The sequence below is a fragment of the Ferrovibrio sp. genome (genome assembly GCF_041906005.1).
Classification (GTDB): Bacteria; Pseudomonadota; Alphaproteobacteria; order Ferrovibrionales; family Ferrovibrionaceae; genus Ferrovibrio.
The window spans coordinates 1081018-1098360 of sequence record NZ_JAYRJY010000001.1 but is presented as its reverse complement, the minus strand read 5'-3'; the positions used below and the strand labels follow the sequence as shown (position 1 = coordinate 1098360).

The following is a 17343-nucleotide window of genomic DNA, read 5'->3' as shown; positions in this document are numbered from 1 at the left end:
CCGGTTTGCTGCTCATGGCTCTGGCCAGGGGCGCAGGGCTGGCCGCATCTGCTCGAAGATATGCGCCATCCGCAGCACGCCGACATCGTCGAAACGGTGGCCGACGATCTGCAGGCCGATCGGCAGGCCATCCTCATCATAGCCGGCGCAGATCGATGCGGCCGGCTGTTCCGACATGTTGAAGGGGGCAGTGAAGCAGATATGGTCGAAGGGCCGCTCGGTATCGTTGCCCGGGCAGGCTTCCTCCGCCGCATAGGCCGTGATCGGCGAGGTGGGCGTCAGCAGGAAATCGTAAGGTTCGGTCGCAGTCACGGCGGCCTCGCGCAGGGCAAAGACCTGGGCCAGCGCACGCATGGCCTGGGCGGCGGTGAAGGTCGCAGCGCCGCGGCACCAGTCGGCGATGAAGGGCAGTACCTTGGCCTGCCGCGCCGGTGGCATCAGTTCGAAATCGGCCCAGGCGCGCGAGCGGAACATGGTGTCCAGCCCGTTCATCATCGTCGCCGTAACGAAAGGCTTCACGGGCTCGACGTGGGCGCCGGCTGCAGCGAAGAGCTTCGCCGCCCGCTCGATGGCCTCGCGCACCGCGGGCTGAGGCTTGGTGCCATGGCCGATATCCAGCAGCAGGCCAATGCGTTTGCCTTTCGCTTCCCCGTCCAGCAGCTTGGGATAATCGGTTTCCTGATAGGGCAGGGCCATGTAGTCGCGCGCATCCGGCCGGGTCAGGTGGTTCATCAGCAGGGCGGAATCCATCACCGTGCGCGTCATCGGCCCGGTGACGCGGCCGAGCCAGGGTGGGTTGATCGGGACGCGGCCCAGGCTGGGCTTCAGCGCGAAGATGCCGTTATAGGCAGCCGGCAGGCGTACGCTGCCGCCGATATCGGTGCCCAGCGCCAATGGGCCATAGCCGGCCGCCACGGCGGCGCCGGCACCCGATGACGATCCGGCCGTGTTGCGCCGGATGTCCCAGGGATTGCGCGTGGTGCCATGCAGGCTGGAAACGCCCGAGGCGAGCATGCCGAAATCCGGCATCGTGGTCTTGCCCAGGATGACGCAGCCGGCTTCCTTCACCCGCGCCGCCGGCGGGGCGTCGATTGCGCTGGGGGTCATCTCGGCCGCTGCTGTCCCGATGGGGGTGGGCACGCCCTTGCTGGCGATGTTTTCCTTCAGCGTGATCGGCACGCCGTCCAGCGGGCTCAGTGCATCGCCCTTGCGCCAGCGTTGTTCCGCGGCCTTGGCCTGGGCCAGGGCGCTGGCCTCGTCGACCAGATACATGGCGTTCAGTTTCGGTTCCCAGGCCTTGATGCGCGCCAGCGCGGCCCGGGTCGCCTCCACCGGCGAAATGCGGCCGGTGCGATAGCCCATCCACAGGTCATGGGCGGTCAAGTCGTGCAGCGCGGTCATGTCGCCCTCCGGATCGGATCAGGAATCGAGACGGTTCACGCCGCACCAGCGCGTCATGAACAGGGCCAGCACCTTGGCGACATCCATCATGCTGTCGATGGATACCCATTCGTCGATGCCGTGGATGTTCTCGGCATGGGGGCCATAGCAGGTGGCCGGCGTATTGCCATAGAGATTGAAGAAGCGGGCATCGGTGGTGCCGGTGAAGGCGGTGTAATCCGCTGTCTTCCCGGTCACGTCGCGCACGCAGTCGCTCAAGGTCGTGATCACCGGCTGGTTCATGTCGAGTTCAAAACCCTCGGCCTGGAAGCCTTCGTAGATCACGCGGTAGGTCAGGCTGTTGCTCATCGGGTGCCGGCGATAGGCATCGGCCAGCAGGGCCTCCACCTCGCTCCGCACCTCGGCGGGACTCTTGCCGGGATAGAAGCCGAGCCGGATATCGGCGCGCGCCGAAGTCGGCACCGACGAGGCCCATTCGCCGCCCTGGATTTTTCCGAGGTTGAAATTCACCGGGTGCTCGTGCCTGTGATAACAGGCATGGCGATGCTCGGCTGCATTCCAGCGCTGTTCCAGTTTCTTGAGTTCGCCGAACATGTAGGTGGCGAAATCAATGGCGCCGACGCCGGTATGGGCCACCGAGGCATGTACCGGTTTGCCCGAGACTTCCAGCGCCAGCCACATCACGCCCATCTGCGCCTGCAGAATGCCCGGCGTGGGTTCGGGGATGATGGCGGCATCGGCGGTGTAGCCCTCTACCAGGCAGGCCAGAGCCCCGTTGCCGGTACATTCCTCTTCCACCACCGACTGCAGGATCACTTTCGCGGCCGGTTCGAGGCCAAGCCTCTGCAGGGCCTTGAGCGCCATGGTGTAGGCGACGATGCCGGCCTTCATGTCGCCGGCGCCACGGCCGTAAAGACGGTCGTCCTTGATCCAGGGCTCGAATGGCGGTTTTGTCCACAGGCTTTCGGCGCCCACAGGCACCACATCGATATGGCCGTTGAAGATCAGCGAACGGCCATGCGTGCCGCGCCGCGGTTCATGGATGCCGACGATGTTGTGGCGGCCGTCGTAGGAAACGATTGATGGTGAATAACCTGGGTGGTGCCGGATCTTCGCCTCGTCAATGGCGAATTCATCCACCTGCAGGCCCAGTTCTGTGAAAACCTCGCGCATGCGGTCCTGCGCGCTGCGCTCCTGCCCCAGCAGGGAAGGGTGATGCACGAGGTCGAGCAGCAGGTCGACGGCCTCGCCGCGCAGGCCGGCAACGGCCGTTTCGACCTGCCCTTGGTCGACGGTCGCGTCCAGGGTATCCGACATCGCGTTCCTCCTTTCCGCCCCGCCTGTCTTTCCGACCTGCCTGTGCCGGCAGGTTAAGGGGCGGCCGCCTCCAGCCAGTGCCGCCCCGGCAGGGCGGCGAAAAGCTGCTGCGTGTATTCATGCTGCGGGCTGCTGAACAGCCGCGCGGTCTCGGCGAATTCCACCACCTTGCCGCGCTGCATCACCGCGATGCGGTCGCACAGTCGTGCGGCGACGCGCAGGTCGTGGGTGATGAACAGGATGGCGATGCCGAACCGGTCGCGGATGTTTTCCAGTAGATCGAGTACCTGGGCCTGCACCGAGACGTCCAGTGCCGAAACCGCCTCGTCGGCGACCAGGATTTCCGGCTCCATCGCCAGGGCGCGGGCAATGGCGATGCGCTGGCGCTGGCCGCCGGAGAACTGGTGCGGGTAGCGATCGAGTGCGACTCCATCGAGGCCGACGGTCTCCATCAGGCCGCGGGCGCGCTCCAGCGCCTCCTTGTGCGGGATGCCGTAATTCAGCGGCCCCTCGATGATCGACTGGCCCACCGTGCGGCGCGGGTTCAGAGATCGGTACGGGTCCTGGAACACCACCTGGATGCGACGACGGAACGGGTGCAGGCCGCGCTCTTTCAGGCCGGCGATATCCTGGCCGTCGAGCATGATGTTGCCGCCGCTCGGCTCGATCAGGCGGGCGATGCAGCGCGCCGCCGTCGATTTGCCCGAGCCGGATTCGCCGACGATGCCCAGCGTCTGGCCCTTGTGCAGATCCAGCGTCACGCCATCCACGGCATGCACCACGCGGGTACCCTTGAACATGCTTGTGGTGGTGTAGGTCTTGGTCAGGTTCTCCGCATGCAGCAGCGGGGTATCGGTGATCGGCGTGGCCTGGCGCGGCGTCAGGCGCGGCACGGCCTTGATCAGCATCTTGGTATATTCGTGCTGCGGATTGTACAGCACATCCTTCGCTTTGCCGCTTTCCACCACTTCGCCATAGCGCATCACCACCACGCGGTCGGCGATATCGGCCACCACGCCGAAATCGTGGGTGATGAACAAAACGCCGGTGCCGTGGTTCTGCTGCAATTCGCGCAACAGGACCAGGATCTGCGCCTGGGTGGTGACATCCAGCGCCGTGGTCGGTTCATCGGCGATCAGCAGGGCCGGTTCCAGCGCCAGCGCCATGGCGATCATCACGCGCTGGCGTTGCCCGCCGGAGAGCTGGTGCGGATAGGCCTGCATCAGGCGCTTGGGGTCGGGCAGATGCACGTCACCGAACAATTGCTCGACGCGCTCTTCCACACTCAGCCCCCGGCCCTGAGCGCGCGAGTCCCAGCCATGGGCGCGCATCAGTTCGGCCACCTGCTCGCCCACCCGGTGCACCGGGTTCAGTGCGGTCATCGGCTCCTGGAAGATCATCGACATGCGGCTGCCGCGCAGGGCGCGCAGGCGTGCCTTGCTGGCCTGGCGCAGGTCCTCGCCCTCCAGGCGGATTTCGCCATTGGCGATCGGCAGGCTGCCCAGCCCCATCACGGTGCTGGCTGTCACCGATTTGCCCGATCCGGACTCGCCGACCAGACAGACGATCTCGCCCGGCATCACGTCGAAGCTGACATTCTGCACGGCGAGCTTGCGGTCGCCGCCCTTGGGCAGGGCGACGGACAGGTTCTTGACGCTCAGGACAGGTGCGGCCTTGGTATCGGACATGGCTCAGGCCCCCAGCCGTTTCTTCATGCGCGGATCGAGCGTGTCGCGCAGGCCGTCGCCCAGGATGTTGACCGCCAGGATGGTGCAGGCCAGGAAGCCGCCGGGGAACAGGATGATCCAGGGCGCGCGCTGAAACACGGCGCGACCCTCGGCTATGATGTTGCCCCAGGTGGGGATTTCGCTGGGCAGGCCGGCGCCGAGGAAGCTCAGGATCGCTTCCACCAGGATGGCGGAGGCGCAGATGTAAGTGCCCTGCACGATCAGCGGCGCAATGGTGTTGGGTAGAATATGCTGGATCAGGATCTTGGGCGTCGGCGTGCCAAGCCCAATCGCGGCCTCGACATAGGGCTCCTCGCGGATCGACAGCACCACGCCGCGCACCAGCCGTGCCACGCGCGGGATTTCCGGCACCACAATCGCGACGATCACCGTGACCAGGTTGGCTCCCGACAGCGAGACCAGCGCGATGGCCAGCAGGATGCCGGGGATGGCCATCAGGCCGTCCATGGCGCGCATCACCGGCCCGTCGAGCCAGCGGATGTAACCGGCCACCAGGCCGATCAGCAGGCCAATCGAGATGGCTATGACTGAAACGCAGGCGCTGACCAGCAGCGAGACGCGGCCGCCATACACCACGCGGGTCCAGATGTCGCGACCCAGGCTGTCGGTGCCGAGCAGGAACTGGTCGGATGGCGGCTTGAGGCGATAGCGCGGGGCGATGGCGGTGGGGTCGACATCGGTCAGCATCGGCGCCAGCAACGTGATGGCCAGCAGCAGCAGCAGGATGCCGCCGCCAATCAACACCGACGGATTGCTGAAGGCAGGGTGGCGGAACAGGGTGCGCATCAGTAACGGATCCGCGGATCGAGAAGCACATAGGCGATGTCGATCGCCAGGTTGATGAGCACGTAGATGCCCGAGAACAGCAGGATCACGCCCTGGATGATCGGATAGTCGCGCGCCAGCACCGCTTCGACGACCAGGCGGCCGATGCCGGGGATATTGAAGACGGTTTCCGTGATCACAACGCCGCCGATCAGCAGGGCGAAGCCGATGCCGATCACCGACACGATCGGCACGGCGGCATTGCGCAGGGCGTGCCTGACCAGCACGGCGCTTTCGCTCAAACCCTTGGCGTGGGCGGTGCGGATATAATCCTCGCCCAGAACCTCCAGCATGGCGGCGCGGGTGATGCGGGCAAACAGGGCGATATAGATGAAGCTGAGCGTCAGGGTCGGCAGGGCGATGCGCTGCGCAAACGGCAGCAGGCCATCGCCCAGCGAGGTGAAGCCCTGCACCGGAAAGAGATCGAGCTTCATCGAAAAAACGTAGATCAGGATATAGCCCAGCACGAAGACCGGGATCGAAAAGCCGACCACCGACAGGGCCATGATGCCGCGGTCGAGCCAGCCGCCCTGCTTCCAGGCGGCGATGATGCCGATCGGCACGGCCACCAGCACGGCGAAGATCAGGGTGGTGAGGGCCAGCGAGATGGTGGGTTCGATGCGCTGGCCGATCATCATGGCGACCGGCTGCTTGGACAGCACGGATCGTCCCAGATCGCCCTGCGCCAGCTGGCCGGCCCAGGTCACGAACTGCTCCCAGATCGGCCGGTCGAGGCCCAGATCGGCGCGGATGGCGGCGATGGTTTCCGGCGTGGCGGCATCACCGGCGAGGATTGCCGCCGGATCGCCCGGGCTGAGACGCAGCATCAGGAAAACGAAAATGGCTACCACCCCCATGACGGGGATGGCAGCCATCAGACGTGAAAGAATCAGACGAAGCATAGAAAAACGTTACGCAACAACTATGCCAGGCTCACTTCTTCTCGACATTCCACAGCAGGAAGGCCGGGCTGGGCAGCAGGCCTTCGATATTCTTGCGGATCGCCGACGGCTGGAAGTATTCGCCGAGCGGGATGTACATGACCAGCTCGTAGGCGCGCTTCTGCACCGCGACAGCCAGCTCTTTCTGCTTGGCCGGATCGGTCTCGCGGGCATAGGCATCGCGCAGCTTCTCGATTTCGGCATCTTCGGTCCAGCCGAAGAAGCCGCCCTGCTTGCCCAGGCCGCGGACACCGGCATTGGCGATGGGGTTCATCATGTCGGCGGTGCCCCAGGCGGTGTGGAAGATGTGCCAGCCGCCCTGGTCGACAGGGTCCATCTTGGCGCGGCGGCCCACCAGCGTCTGCCAGTCCATCGACTGCAGGTCGATATTCATGCCGATGGAGCGCAGGACCGGCGCGGTGACCAGCGGCAGCTGCGAGATGCTGTTCAGGTCGGTCGGCGCCATGATGACGATTTTCTCGCCCTTGTAGCCGCTTTCCGCCAGCAGTTTCTTGGCCTTGGCCAGGTCAGGTTTCTTGGTGCCGACCGCGCCTTCCTCGCTCTTCAGCGGGGTGTTGCAGCCAAACATCGCGCCGCAGACCTTGTAATACTCCGGATCGCCGACCTGGGCCGCCAGGTAATCTTCCTGGTAGATGGCATGCAGGATGGCCTGGCGCACCTTCACGTTATCCAGCGGCGGCTGCAGCCAGTTCATGCGCATCATGTAGTTCATGCCCAGCGGGCCGAAATCCTTGACCACCACGTCCTTGGATTTCTTCAGCTCGGGCAGCAGATCGTAGGAAGCCTGTTCCCAGATGTCGATTTCACCCTTCACGATGGCGTTCATCGCGGTCTGGGCGTCGCTCATCGTGATCCACTCGACGCGGTCGACCTTGGCGAGCTTGCCGCCGCTCATGAAGCTGGGGGCCTCGCTGCGCGGCTTGTAGTCGGGGTTCTTCTCGTAAACTACCTTCACGCCGGGCTGGAATTCCGACTTGATCATGCGGAACGGACCCGAGCCGATTTCGTCCGGCACGTTCTGGGTGTGCGGGGTGGCGGCCATTTCCTTCGTCATGATGAAGGGCACGTTCGAGCTGGGCTTGCCCAGCGAATCGAGCACCAGGCCGTAGGGTTCCTTCAGCACCAGTTGGAAGGTCTTGTCGTTAACGGCGACCATTTCCTTGGTGTAGGACAGCAGCTTCTGGCCCATGCCGTCGGCCTTGCCCCAGCGCTGCAGCGAGGCAATGACGTCGGCGGTGGTGACCGGCGCGCCATTGTGGAACTTCAGGCCATCGCGCAGGGTGAAGGTATAGGTGAGCTTGTCGGCGCTCAGCTCATACTTCTCCACCATCTGTGGCTTCACTTCCATCTTGTCGTTCACGGCGAACAACGTGTCGTAGATCATGTAGCCGTGGTTGCGCGAGATGAACGCGGTGGTGATGGTCGGATCGGTAATGCGCAGGCCCGAATGGGGCACGAAGCGCAGGGTTTTCTTGTCCTGGGCGACAGCCTCGGTGGCGGCCCCGGCCAGCAGCCCAAGCCCGATGCCCAGACCGATCACAGATGCGAGTTGACGGAATCGACGCGAACGCATGGTACTCCCCCTTGTTTTTGTTCGACCTCTAACGAAAGCTGATCATGGTATGCATACGGAGGTCAAGCGGCTCTTTGCCGAATTCACGGGCTATCGGGTTGATGCCGTTTCGCTGTGCAGCATGCCCGTTGGCGTGGCGTTCCTCATATAACCAGGAGACATTGGTCCATGACGAAGTTTGTCGAATGCCGTGAACATCACGTCAGAGGGACGGCGCTGGGCCGTTGTGGCCGATGAAAGTCTTCATCGCCTGCCTGGGCACTGAAACCAATACCTTCTCGCCGCTGCCGACGGGCGAGCAGGGATTCGCGGAATGGATGCTGTTTCACGGCGATGCAACCCGGCGTCCTGAGAACCTGTTCTCCGGGCCGTTGCATGTCTGGCGCCGCGCGGCGGAAGCGCAACAGGCAGAAGTGGTGGAGAGCCTTTCGGCATTCGCGCAGCCCGCCGGCGTCACGGTCCGCAAGGTTTATGAGGGTTTCCGCGACGAAATCCTCGCCGATCTGAAGGCCGCCATGCCGGTCGACATGGTGCTGCTCAGCCTGCACGGCGCCATGGTGGCCGACGGTTATGACGATTGCGAAGGCGATCTGCTGGAGAAAATCCGAACCATTGTCGGACCAATGACGGCTGTCGGTGCCGAGCTCGACCTGCATTGCTCGATCACCGAGAAGATGCTGGCCAATGCCGATGCGCTGGTCACCTTCAAGGAATACCCGCATGTCGACAGCAACGCGCGGGCGCAGGAGCTCTACAACATCCTGCTGGCGAGGCAGCAGGGCAGCGTGAAGCCGGTGATGGCGGTGTTCGATACCCGGATGATCAATCTGTGGCGCACGCCGGTCGAGCCGATGGCCTCATTCGTGCGCGAAATGCAGGCCTGCGAAGGCCGCGACGGCATCCTCTCGGTATCCTTCGCCCACGGTTTCCCGATGCAGGACGTGCCGGATGCCACGGCGAAGATGATCGTGATTGCCGATGGCGACAAAGCCAAGGCGCAGGCGCTGGCAGAAAAACTCGGTCGCAAAATCTGGTCGCTCCGCGAGCAGACGGCGCCCAGGAACCTGGGCATCGATGCGGCCCTGGACCGCGCGCTCGGCCACAGCGGCAAACGGCCGGTGGTGCTGGCCGATATCACCGATAATCCGGGCGGCGGTGCGGCCGGCGATGCCACGTTCATTTTGCGGCGGATTATCGAACGCGGCATCGAGAATGTCGCCAGCGGGGTCTATTGGGACCCGATGGCAGTGCGGTTCTGTTGCGATGCCGGCGAAGGCGCCAGCTTCGACCTGCGGGTGGGCGGCAAATGCGGCGTTACTTCGGGCGATCCGCTTGACCTGCGCGTCACGGTGAAACGCATCCTGCCCGATGCGGCGCAACCGGCGCTGACCGGAAGCCTGTCGATGGGGCCATCGGTCTGGGTCCAGGCCGATGGCGGCCGCGATCTGGTGCTGAATTCATTGCGCACCCAGACCTTCCATCCCGGTGCCTTCGAACAATTCGGCATCCGGCTTGCCGACAAGGCCATGGTGGTGGTGAAATCGACCCAGCATTTCCACGCCGGATTCGCTCCCATCGCGGGCGAAATCCTCTATGTCGAGGCGCCGGGCGCGATGCGTTCGGACTTCGCCGATATTCCGTTCCAGAAGGTGCGCGGGCCGTATTGGCCTCGCGTCGCCGATCCTTTCGCTGCCACGTAACTTAAAAAAGAGAGCCTTCCGCCCATGTCGCAGAATATGAGTCGCTCCCTGCGCTACAGCAAGGAACCGGTCCGCAGCAAAGGTGGCGTTGTCGCCGCGCAGAACCAGAAGGCGGCCGATATCGGCGCCGAGGTGTTGCGCAGCGGTGGCAACGCCATCGACGCGGCGGTCGCCACCGCCTTTTCGCTCGCCGTGCTCGAACCCTGGATGAGCGGCATCGGCGGCGGCGGATTCATGCTGGTCTGGGATGCCAAGAAGAAGCAGGCGCATGTCGTCGATTTCGGCATGATCAGCGCCGCCGCGCTCGATCCGGCCGATTATCCGCTGGCCGAGGGCACCGGCGGCGACCTGTTCGGCTGGCCGTTGGTGGTCGAGGACCGCAATATCCTCGGCTATCCCTCCATTGCCGTGCCCGGGCAGCCCGAGGGTATGCGGCTGGCGCTGGAAACCTTCGGCACGCGCAGTTGGCAGCAGAGCCTGGGCCCGGCCATCGAACTGGCCCGCGAGGGCATCGAGGTGGACTGGTTCCTGTCCATGGTCGTCACCTCGGCGGCCAAAGACCTTGCCCGTTTCCCGGCCTCGCGGGCGTTGTTCCTGCCCGGCGGTCTGCCGCCTTCGGCTGACTGGGCCGGGGTCGCGCCGCGGCTGAAGAACGAGGCCCTGCTGGCCAGCCTGCAGCGCCTGAGCAGTGCCGGTGCCCGCGACTATTATGAAGGCGAGCTGGCGGCGAGGCTGGTGCGCGATCTGCAGGCCGGCGGCTCGAAGATCGCAGCCCGGGATCTCGCCGGCTATCATGCCCGTCTGCTCGAGCCGCTGCGGTATGCCTATGGCGACAAGACCCTGCTGCTGCCGCCCGGTCTCACCGCCGGCCCCAGCCTGTGCGACGCACTGGACGTCGCCGGGCCGAAGCTGGATCGCGGCGGCCTGTCGCCGCAGAGTTTCGTGGCTTATGCAGAGGGCCTGACCGCTTCCTATGAGAAGCGCCTCGCCGGCATGGGCGATGACAACGGCAAGAGCTGCACCACGCATTTCTGCGTGATCGACGGCGAGGGCAACATGGTGGCGTTGACCCAGACGCTGCTGTCGCTGTTCGGCAGCCGCGTCATGCTGCCCGAAAGCGGCGTGCTGATGAATAACGGCATCATGTGGTTCGATCCGCGCCCGGGCAAGCCGAACTCGCTGGGCGCCGCCAAGCGCCCGCTGTCCAACATGCTGCCCAGCCTGGTGCTGGATGGCGACCGGCCCTGGCTTTCGATCGGCGCGTCGGGTGGGCGCCGCATCATGCCGGCGGTGATGCAGCTGTTGTCCTTCCTGATCGATTATCGCATGCCGCTGGATGCCGCTTTCCATCAGCCGCGCATCGATGCCAGCATCCCGGGTCAGCCCTTCTGCGATCCGCTGCTGGATGATGCGACGCGCGCCGCCGTGAAGGCGCGTTTCCCCAAGGCGGGCGAAAAGCGGCGCGATCCCTTCCCGCTGGCTTATGCCTGTCCTTCGGCCGTGATGATCGAGCCCGACGGCAACCGCATCGGCATGACCGAAGTGGCCCAGCCCTGGGCCGGCATGGCCGGCGCCTGAATGTGATTTTATCCTTTTGAATCAGTATCTAATCCCGCCGGGCTTGCACCGGCCCCGCCTGCGCCGTATATCCGCGCCGCAAGGAAAGGGGTCCGGTCATGGATCGCGTGCGTCTTGAGGGTTATGCATTTCTGGCGGCGTTCATCGCCTGCGTGCCGGCAGCCAACTGGCTGATCGGCAATCTGGGCACCGTGTGCGTGCCGCAGGGCCCCTGCCTGATCCCGGTCGCACCCTTTGGAATCACCGCGCCCAGCGGCGTCTTGATGATCGGTCTGGCCCTCGTGCTGCGCGATCTGGTGCAGCGCCGTCTGGGCAAGCGCTGGACGCTGGGTGCCATCGCGGTTGGCGCGGCGTTGTCTGGCCTGATCGCGCCCCCGGCGCTGGTTATGGCATCGGCCGTGGCTTTCCTGCTGTCCGAACTGGCCGACTTCGCCGTCTATACCCCGCTGCAAAAGCGCGGCCTGATCCGCGCCGTGCTGCTGTCCAGCCTGGCGGGCCTGTGCGTCGATTCCGTGGTATTCCTCTATCTCGCGTTTGGCAGCCTCGACTATCTGGCCGGCCAGATCATCGGCAAGGCCTGGATGGTGCTGCTCAGCATTCCGGTGATCCGCCTGTTGCGCGATCGCGATGCGCGGCTCGGCATAACGGCTGCGGCCTGACAGAAAAAAAGGCGGCTGTTCAGCCGCCTTTTTTGTTTTCCGCTTTCATCTTGGCGATCGCGCCGATCCAGTAATCGGGGTCTTCATATGCGGTCGGGTCGGGTATGCCGGCCAGATGGAAGGCCTCGCGCCGCTCCACGCAGGTCCCGCAGCGGCCGCAATGTTTCTCGCCGCCCTTGTAACAGCTCCAGGTCTTTTCATATGGCACGCCCAGCCGCGCGCCTTCGCGCACGATGTCAGACTTGGTGAAGCCGACGAAGGGCGCATGAAGCTGCACATCCCACATGCCTTCCAGAGCGCAGGCCTGCATGGCGCGGAACGCATCGACGAAAGCGGGGCGGCAATCGGGGTAGATGAAGTGGTCGCCGCTATGCACGGCGATGCCCACCGCATCGGCCTTCGCCCCGGCGGCGATGCCGAAGGCGATGCTCAGCATGATGGCGTTGCGGTTCGGCACCACGGTCGATTTCATGTTGTTTTCGGCATAATGCCCGTCGGGCACCGCATCACCGCCGCTGATCAGCGAGGATGAGGTCAGGAAGCGGCCGAGGCTGGCGATATCGACCACGTCATGGCGCGCGTTCAGGGCAGCGGCAATGCCGGCGGCATGTTCGATTTCGCGGCGATGACGCTGGCCGTAATCGAAGGAGATCAGGCGCTCCAACCCGTTTTCTGCCGCGATCCGGTAGGCCAGCGTGACGGAGTCGATGCCGCCCGAGCAAAGGACAACGGCTTTCATGCCGCCGCCTGCTTGCGTCGCCGCTGCACCAGCGCCACCAGGCCCAGCAGGATCAGGGCCGGCACATAGACCCAGTGTTTGCTGGGCCGGTCGGCGGGCAGCAAGACATGCTCGATGGTGAAGCCGCTTTCCAGCCCGACGCGCTTGGCGGCCGAACCGAACTTGATGGCGCCGACCTGCACGCGGTCCCCCAGTGCCGTCAGCGTCAAGCCGGCATCGGCCAGGCGCTTGCGGCCCTCGCCAGCCGCTGTCAAAGGCAGGCTGATCGTCTTGGTCACGTCGTCGCCTTCCAGCGTCATGCCCGAAACGACCATCAGCAGGCGGCCGTCTTCCGGCAATTTGCCGGCGATGTCGAACACCTGCTTGGCCGGCGCTTCGACATAGGGATCATACAATTTGTCCCAGAAGAAGCCGGGGCGGAACATGGCGAAGCAGACCAGCAGCAGCACCGCCGATTCCCACAATCTGCTCTTGGTCAGGAACCAGCCCATCGTGCCGGCGGCGAAGACCAGAATGGCGATCGTGGCGATGGCGATCACCAGGATCGCCTCGGCCGTATGGCCGATGTCGATCATCAGGATCTGCGGGTTGAAAATGAACACGAACGGCAGAACGGCGGTGCGCATCGAATACACCGTGCCCTGCAGGCCGGTCTTGATCGGATCCTCGCCCGAGATCGCGGCGGCGGCGAACGAGGCCAGGCCCACCGGCGGCGTCACGTCGGCCATGATGCCGAAATAGAACACGAACAGGTGCACGGCGATCAGCGGAATGGCCAGGCCGGCCTGGGCGCCCAGCTCCACGATGACCGGCGCCATCAGGGTTGCGACCAGGATGTAGTTGGCCGTGGTCGGGATGCCCATGCCGAGGATCAGGCAGATGAAGGCGGTGAGCAGCAGCATGGCGATCACGTTGCCGCCCGAGATGAACTCGACGAAATCGGTCATCATCAGGCCCATGCCGGTCAGGGTCACGGTGCCGACGATGATGCCGGCCGTGGCGGTGGCAATGCCGATGCCGATCATGTTGCGGGCGCCGAGGTTGAAGCCTTCGACCAGATCGGCAATGCCCTGCCTGGTGGCATCGCCCAGATTCTGCGCGCCGCGGAAAATGCCGATGATCGGCCGCTGCGTCACCACGATGGCCATCACGGTGGCCGTGGCCCAGAAGGCGGACAGGCCCGGTGAAAGCTCCTCCACCATCAGGCACCACAGCAGCACGACGATCGGCAGCAGGAAATGCAGGCCGGTGCGGGCCACGCTCCAGGCTTCCGGGATCTTGATATCGGGGTTGCTGGCATCGTCCAGCTCAAGATCGGGAAACTTCGCCGCGTACCACAGCGACAGCAGATACAGCCCGATGCCGCCGATGCCGAGCAGCCAGGGTGCTGCCGCGCCGGCCACCGCCTGGATGCCCAGGATGCCGTAATACAATGCGCAGATCACCGCGATGCTGCCGCTCCAGCCCAGTCCCTGGCGCAGCCAGTATTCGCGTCGGCCGCGCTGCACGGCGCGCTCCAGCGGCTTGGCGTTGATCATCTGTGCTTCCAGGTCGACGATATAGAACAGCGCGATGTAGGAAATCACCGCCGGCAGGAAAGCATGCTTGACGATGTCGGCATAAGGCAGGCCCACATATTCGGTCATCAGAAAGGCGGCCGCGCCCATCACCGGCGGCATGATCTGGCCGTTCACCGACGAGGCGGTTTCGATGGCGCCGGCCTTCACGCCGGTCAGGCCGGTGCGCTTCATCATCGGAATGGTGAAGATGCCGCCCGAGACCACATTGGAAACCGATGAGCCCGACACCACGCCGTTGAGGGCCGACGACACCACGGCCACCTTGGCCGGGCCGCCGCGCAGGTGGCCGAGCAGGGCCACCGAGATCTGCATCATCCAGTTGCCGCCGCCGGCCTTCTCAAGCAGCGAGCCGAACAGCACGAACAGGAAAACGAAGCCCGACGAGACGCCCAGCGCCACGCCGAAGACGCCTTCGGTGGTGAGCCACTGGTGCTGCAGGAACTTGGTCAGCGAGGCGCCTTTGTGCTGGATCACTTCGGGCATCCAGGGGCCGGCGAAGGTGAAGGCGATGAACACGGCGGCCACGATGACCATCGGCGGGCCGAGCGAGCGGCGGGTGGTTTCCAGCAGCAGCAGCAGGCCGACCCCGGCGACGGCGAGGTCGTACCAGGTTGGCTGGCCGGGACGGGTGGCCAGTGCGGCATAGAACAGGAAGAGATAGGAGGCCGCGATGGCGCCGGCGACGGCAAAGACCCAGTCCAGCATCGGGATATAGGCGCGCGGCGAGCGTTTGAACGCCGGGTAGCAGGTGAAGGCGAGGAAAACCGAGAAACCGAGATGGATGGCGCGCGCCTCGGTGTCGTTCAGGATGAAGACGCCGAAGATGAAAGGCAGTGGCGAGGCATACCAGACCTGAAAGGCCGACCAGGCAACGGCGACGGCGAGGATCAGCTTGCCAACCGCGCCTTTCGGATCGCGGCCGCCAAGATCCGCATCGGCGACGAGTTGCTGCAAATCCTGCTCGGTGACGGGGCGGGGTGTTGCGGCGTTGCTCATGGTTGGTCCTCGAGAATCGGTCGTTTGGTCTGCTTAAAAAAAAGCCGGCCCGTTGTGACGCGGGCCGGCTGAACGGTGTGGTGCCGGATTACATCCAGCCCTTTTCCTTGTAGTACTTCAGGGCGCCGTCATGCAGCGGGGCCGACAGGCCGTCCTTGATCATGTTCTTCGGATCGAGGCTGGCGAAAGCCGGATGCAGCTTCTTGAATTCGTCGAAATTCTCGAAGGTGGCCTTCACGAGCTGATAGACGGTTTCGTTGTCGACCTTGGCCGACGAGACCAGCGTGGCCAGCACGCCGTAGGTCTGGGTCGGCTGCGGGTTGTTGCTGTACAGGCCGCCCGGGATGGTCGCCTTGGCGTAGAAGGAATTCGCCGCCACCAGCTTGTCGACAGCCGGACCGGTGATGGAGACCAGCTTGGCGCCGCAGGTGGTGGTCGGATCCTGGATGTTGGCCGAGGGATGGCCGACGCCGTAGAAGAAGCCGTCGATCTTGTTGTCGCACAGCGCCGGGCCATGCTCGTCGGCCTTCAGCTCGGACGCCAGCGAGAAGTCGGACAGCTTCCAGCCCAGCGCGCCGAGCAGTTCTTCCAGCGAGGCGCGGGTGCCCGAGCCGGGATTGCCGACGTTGAAGCGCTTGCCCTTCATATCCTCGAACTTGGTCGCGTTGGTTTCCTTGCGGGCCAGCACGGTGAACGGCTCGGGATGGATCGAGAAGACCGAGCGCAGGTCGGTATAGGCGCCTGCATCCTTGAACGCGCCGACGCCCTTGTAGGCGTTGTAATGCACGTCGGACTGGGTGGTGCCGAAATCGAGTTCGCCGCCGCGGATGGTGTTGACGTTGTAGGCCGAGCCGCCGGTCGATTCCACCGAGCAGCGGATGCCGTGCGTCTTGCGGTCCTTGTTCAGCAGGCGGCAGATCGCGCCGCCGGCCGCGTAATACACGCCGGTCACGCCGCCGGTGCCGATGGTGACGAATTTCTGTTGCGCAATGCCGGTGCCGGGCAGGGCGGCCAGCAGGGCCGCGCCGAGCATGCCGCCCAGCAGGTGCTTGGTTGCAAACTGCATGTTACTTCTCCTCCGTTGGACTGCGGCCTTAGGGACGCAGCCGGATTGACTGATGGTTGCCGGCCGCGTTGGCGGCGTCGGCACAGGCCGGGAACTGCGGGATGGCAGGCCGCACCCCGTTGCGGCATACCGGCCCATACGCCCCTGTGATAGCGGAAAGACCCTGCCTCCCGCCATGCGTATCGGTACCCTGTCCATAACCCGATGGTATGGACACCGGTCCGGCCGGTTTCGTCAAGTCCGTTGCGGCTTGTTTGCGGTCACAAGTGCGCCAGAAATTGATTTTTCCACCTGGGTCAGCACGGCGCCGAATTTGCGTGCCAGCACGGATGCCGGCTGATGTTTGGCCCGCATCATGTGCACTGCAAAATCGATACGGGGCAGCAGCGGGCGGGCGATGACCTGGCGCGGATCATGGGCCGCGGCGGTGTACTGGTCGACAATGGCGACACCGGCGCCACGCGCCACCAGCGACAGCGCGATCTGGTTGGTCTTGACCTCGACGATGGGTTGCAGGTCCACGCCCGACAGCTTGACGGCGGCGCCGAAAGCGGCACCCAGCGGGTCGTCGCTGCGCAGGCCGATGAAGGGGTGCTTGCGGAACCAGTCGAGTTTCACAGTCGCGGGAACCTGGTTCTCCATGCCCTTCGGAAAAATGCCGTAGAATTGCGCTTCGGCCAGCAACTGGATGTCGAGGCCGGGATGCGCCTGGATATCGAAGCCGATGCCCAGGTCCACCTCGTGGTTCAGCACCACGCGCACCAGGTCGGCATATTGCCGGGTCTCGACCTCGAAGCTGACATCGGGATGTTTCTGGCGAAACCGGCTGATCGCCAGAGGAACCAGATCGAGGCACAGGGCCGGTGCCGCCGCGATGCGCAGATGGCCGCTGGTGGCGGCGCCAAGGTTGCGCGAAAGTTTGCGCAGGTTCTCCAGGCCGCTGATGATCCGCTCGCTTTCGGCATGCAGCACCTGCCCCTCGCGGGTCGGCAGCAGTCGGCCTTTGACGCGGTCGAACAGCTTGTAGCCAAGCTGGTCTTCGGCGCGCAGCAACAGGCGGGTGGCGGCCGGCTGCGAGATATTGAGCAGCTTGGCGGCAGCGGTGATCGTGCCGGTCAGCATGATGGCGTGGAAGACTTCGAGATGGCGCAACTGCATGGTCGGTTCCGATTCTGGCGTCTGCACTGTAGCGGTGCCGC

13 protein-coding genes are annotated in these 17343 nt (G+C 64.7%); 3 read left to right on the top strand and 10 right to left on the bottom strand.

From position 1 onward, the window contains the following. Positions 1–12: 12 nt before the first annotated feature. Genes ACE3OO_RS05350 through ACE3OO_RS05325 form a run of 6 tightly spaced genes read right to left on the bottom strand, consistent with a single transcriptional unit; the run spans position 13 to position 7826 of the window. Complete coding sequence (locus tag ACE3OO_RS05350; protein WP_374300512.1) at positions 13–1401, bottom strand: amidase; 1389 nt, start codon at positions 1399–1401, stop codon at positions 13–15. A gap of 18 nt (positions 1402–1419) precedes the next feature. After that, a complete protein-coding gene (locus ACE3OO_RS05345; protein WP_374300510.1) occupies positions 1420–2718 on the bottom strand; it encodes an ArgE/DapE family deacylase in 1299 nt (432 codons plus the stop codon). Positions 2719–2771: 53 nt separating this feature from the next. Continuing rightward, a complete protein-coding gene (locus tag ACE3OO_RS05340; protein WP_374300508.1) occupies positions 2772–4406 on the bottom strand; it encodes an ABC transporter ATP-binding protein in 1635 nt (544 codons plus the stop codon). Between the two features lie 3 nt (positions 4407–4409). After that, entirely contained in the window at positions 4410–5252 is an 843-nt protein-coding gene (locus ACE3OO_RS05335; RefSeq protein ID WP_374300506.1) for an ABC transporter permease, read from the bottom strand. Then, on the bottom strand, positions 5252–6193 hold the full coding sequence (locus ACE3OO_RS05330) for an ABC transporter permease (RefSeq protein WP_374300504.1): 942 nt from the start codon (positions 6191–6193) through the stop codon (positions 5252–5254). Before ACE3OO_RS05330 ends, ACE3OO_RS05335 begins: the two co-directional genes overlap by 1 nt. A 31-nt stretch (positions 6194–6224) precedes the next feature. Then, a complete protein-coding gene (locus ACE3OO_RS05325) occupies positions 6225–7826 on the bottom strand; it encodes an ABC transporter substrate-binding protein (RefSeq protein WP_374300502.1) in 1602 nt (533 codons plus the stop codon). Positions 7827–8059: 233 nt separating this feature from the next. Between ACE3OO_RS05325 and ACE3OO_RS05320 the strand changes: the two genes are divergently transcribed. The 3 genes from ACE3OO_RS05320 to ACE3OO_RS05310 all read left to right on the top strand — a co-directional run bounded on the left by ACE3OO_RS05320 (position 8060) and on the right by ACE3OO_RS05310 (position 11763). Then, entirely contained in the window at positions 8060–9526 is a 1467-nt protein-coding gene (locus ACE3OO_RS05320; RefSeq protein ID WP_374300500.1) for a M81 family metallopeptidase, read from the top strand. Positions 9527–9550: 24 nt separating this feature from the next. After that, positions 9551–11104 (top strand): gamma-glutamyltransferase family protein, encoded by a 1554-nt coding sequence (locus ACE3OO_RS05315; protein WP_374300498.1) that lies wholly within the window; start codon positions 9551–9553, stop codon positions 11102–11104. A 98-nt stretch (positions 11105–11202) separates the two neighbouring features. Then, positions 11203–11763, top strand: coding sequence for a VUT family protein (locus ACE3OO_RS05310; protein ID WP_374300496.1), 561 nt, complete (start codon positions 11203–11205; stop codon positions 11761–11763). Between the two features lie 19 nt (positions 11764–11782). Here ACE3OO_RS05310 and queC read toward each other — a convergent pair whose 3' ends face one another. From queC to ACE3OO_RS05290, 4 genes are all read right to left on the bottom strand, one after another. Next, complete coding sequence (gene queC / locus ACE3OO_RS05305) at positions 11783–12502, bottom strand: 7-cyano-7-deazaguanine synthase QueC (protein WP_374300493.1); 720 nt, start codon at positions 12500–12502, stop codon at positions 11783–11785. Next, positions 12499–15078, bottom strand: a complete 2580-nt coding sequence (locus ACE3OO_RS05300; protein WP_374300491.1) for a TRAP transporter permease — start codon at positions 15076–15078, stop codon at positions 12499–12501. Before ACE3OO_RS05300 ends, queC begins: the two co-directional genes overlap by 4 nt. Positions 15079–15166: 88 nt before the next feature. Further along, positions 15167–16144, bottom strand: coding sequence for a TAXI family TRAP transporter solute-binding subunit (locus ACE3OO_RS05295; protein WP_374300488.1), 978 nt, complete (start codon positions 16142–16144; stop codon positions 15167–15169). A gap of 234 nt (positions 16145–16378) precedes the next feature. Then, positions 16379–17302 (bottom strand): LysR family transcriptional regulator, encoded by a 924-nt coding sequence (locus ACE3OO_RS05290; RefSeq protein ID WP_374300484.1) that lies wholly within the window; start codon positions 17300–17302, stop codon positions 16379–16381. Positions 17303–17343: the final 41 nt, after the last annotated feature.

Bases quoted from the DNA above. Each gene is read 5' to 3' on its own strand.
- ACE3OO_RS05330 (WP_374300504.1), bottom strand. From the start codon at position 6,193: ATGCTTCGTCTGATTCTTTCACGTCTGATGGCTGCCATCCCCGTCATG.
- ACE3OO_RS05325 (WP_374300502.1), bottom strand. From the start codon at position 7,826: ATGCGTTCGCGTCGATTCCGTCAACTCGCATCTGTGATCGGTCTGGGC.
- ACE3OO_RS05340 (WP_374300508.1), bottom strand. From the start codon at position 4,406: ATGTCCGATACCAAGGCCGCACCTGTCCTGAGCGTCAAGAACCTGTCC.
- ACE3OO_RS05320 (WP_374300500.1), top strand. From the start codon at position 8,060: ATGAAAGTCTTCATCGCCTGCCTGGGCACTGAAACCAATACCTTCTCG.
- ACE3OO_RS05335 (WP_374300506.1), bottom strand. From the start codon at position 5,252: ATGCGCACCCTGTTCCGCCACCCTGCCTTCAGCAATCCGTCGGTGTTG.
- ACE3OO_RS05315 (WP_374300498.1), top strand. From the start codon at position 9,551: ATGTCGCAGAATATGAGTCGCTCCCTGCGCTACAGCAAGGAACCGGTC.
- ACE3OO_RS05300 (WP_374300491.1), bottom strand. From the start codon at position 15,078: ATGAGCAACGCCGCAACACCCCGCCCCGTCACCGAGCAGGATTTGCAG.
- ACE3OO_RS05290 (WP_374300484.1), bottom strand. From the start codon at position 17,302: ATGCAGTTGCGCCATCTCGAAGTCTTCCACGCCATCATGCTGACCGGC.
- queC (WP_374300493.1), bottom strand. From the start codon at position 12,502: ATGAAAGCCGTTGTCCTTTGCTCGGGCGGCATCGACTCCGTCACGCTG.
- ACE3OO_RS05310 (WP_374300496.1), top strand. From the start codon at position 11,203: ATGGATCGCGTGCGTCTTGAGGGTTATGCATTTCTGGCGGCGTTCATC.
- ACE3OO_RS05350 (WP_374300512.1), bottom strand. From the start codon at position 1,401: ATGACCGCGCTGCACGACTTGACCGCCCATGACCTGTGGATGGGCTAT.
- ACE3OO_RS05295 (WP_374300488.1), bottom strand. From the start codon at position 16,144: ATGCAGTTTGCAACCAAGCACCTGCTGGGCGGCATGCTCGGCGCGGCC.
- ACE3OO_RS05345 (WP_374300510.1), bottom strand. From the start codon at position 2,718: ATGTCGGATACCCTGGACGCGACCGTCGACCAAGGGCAGGTCGAAACG.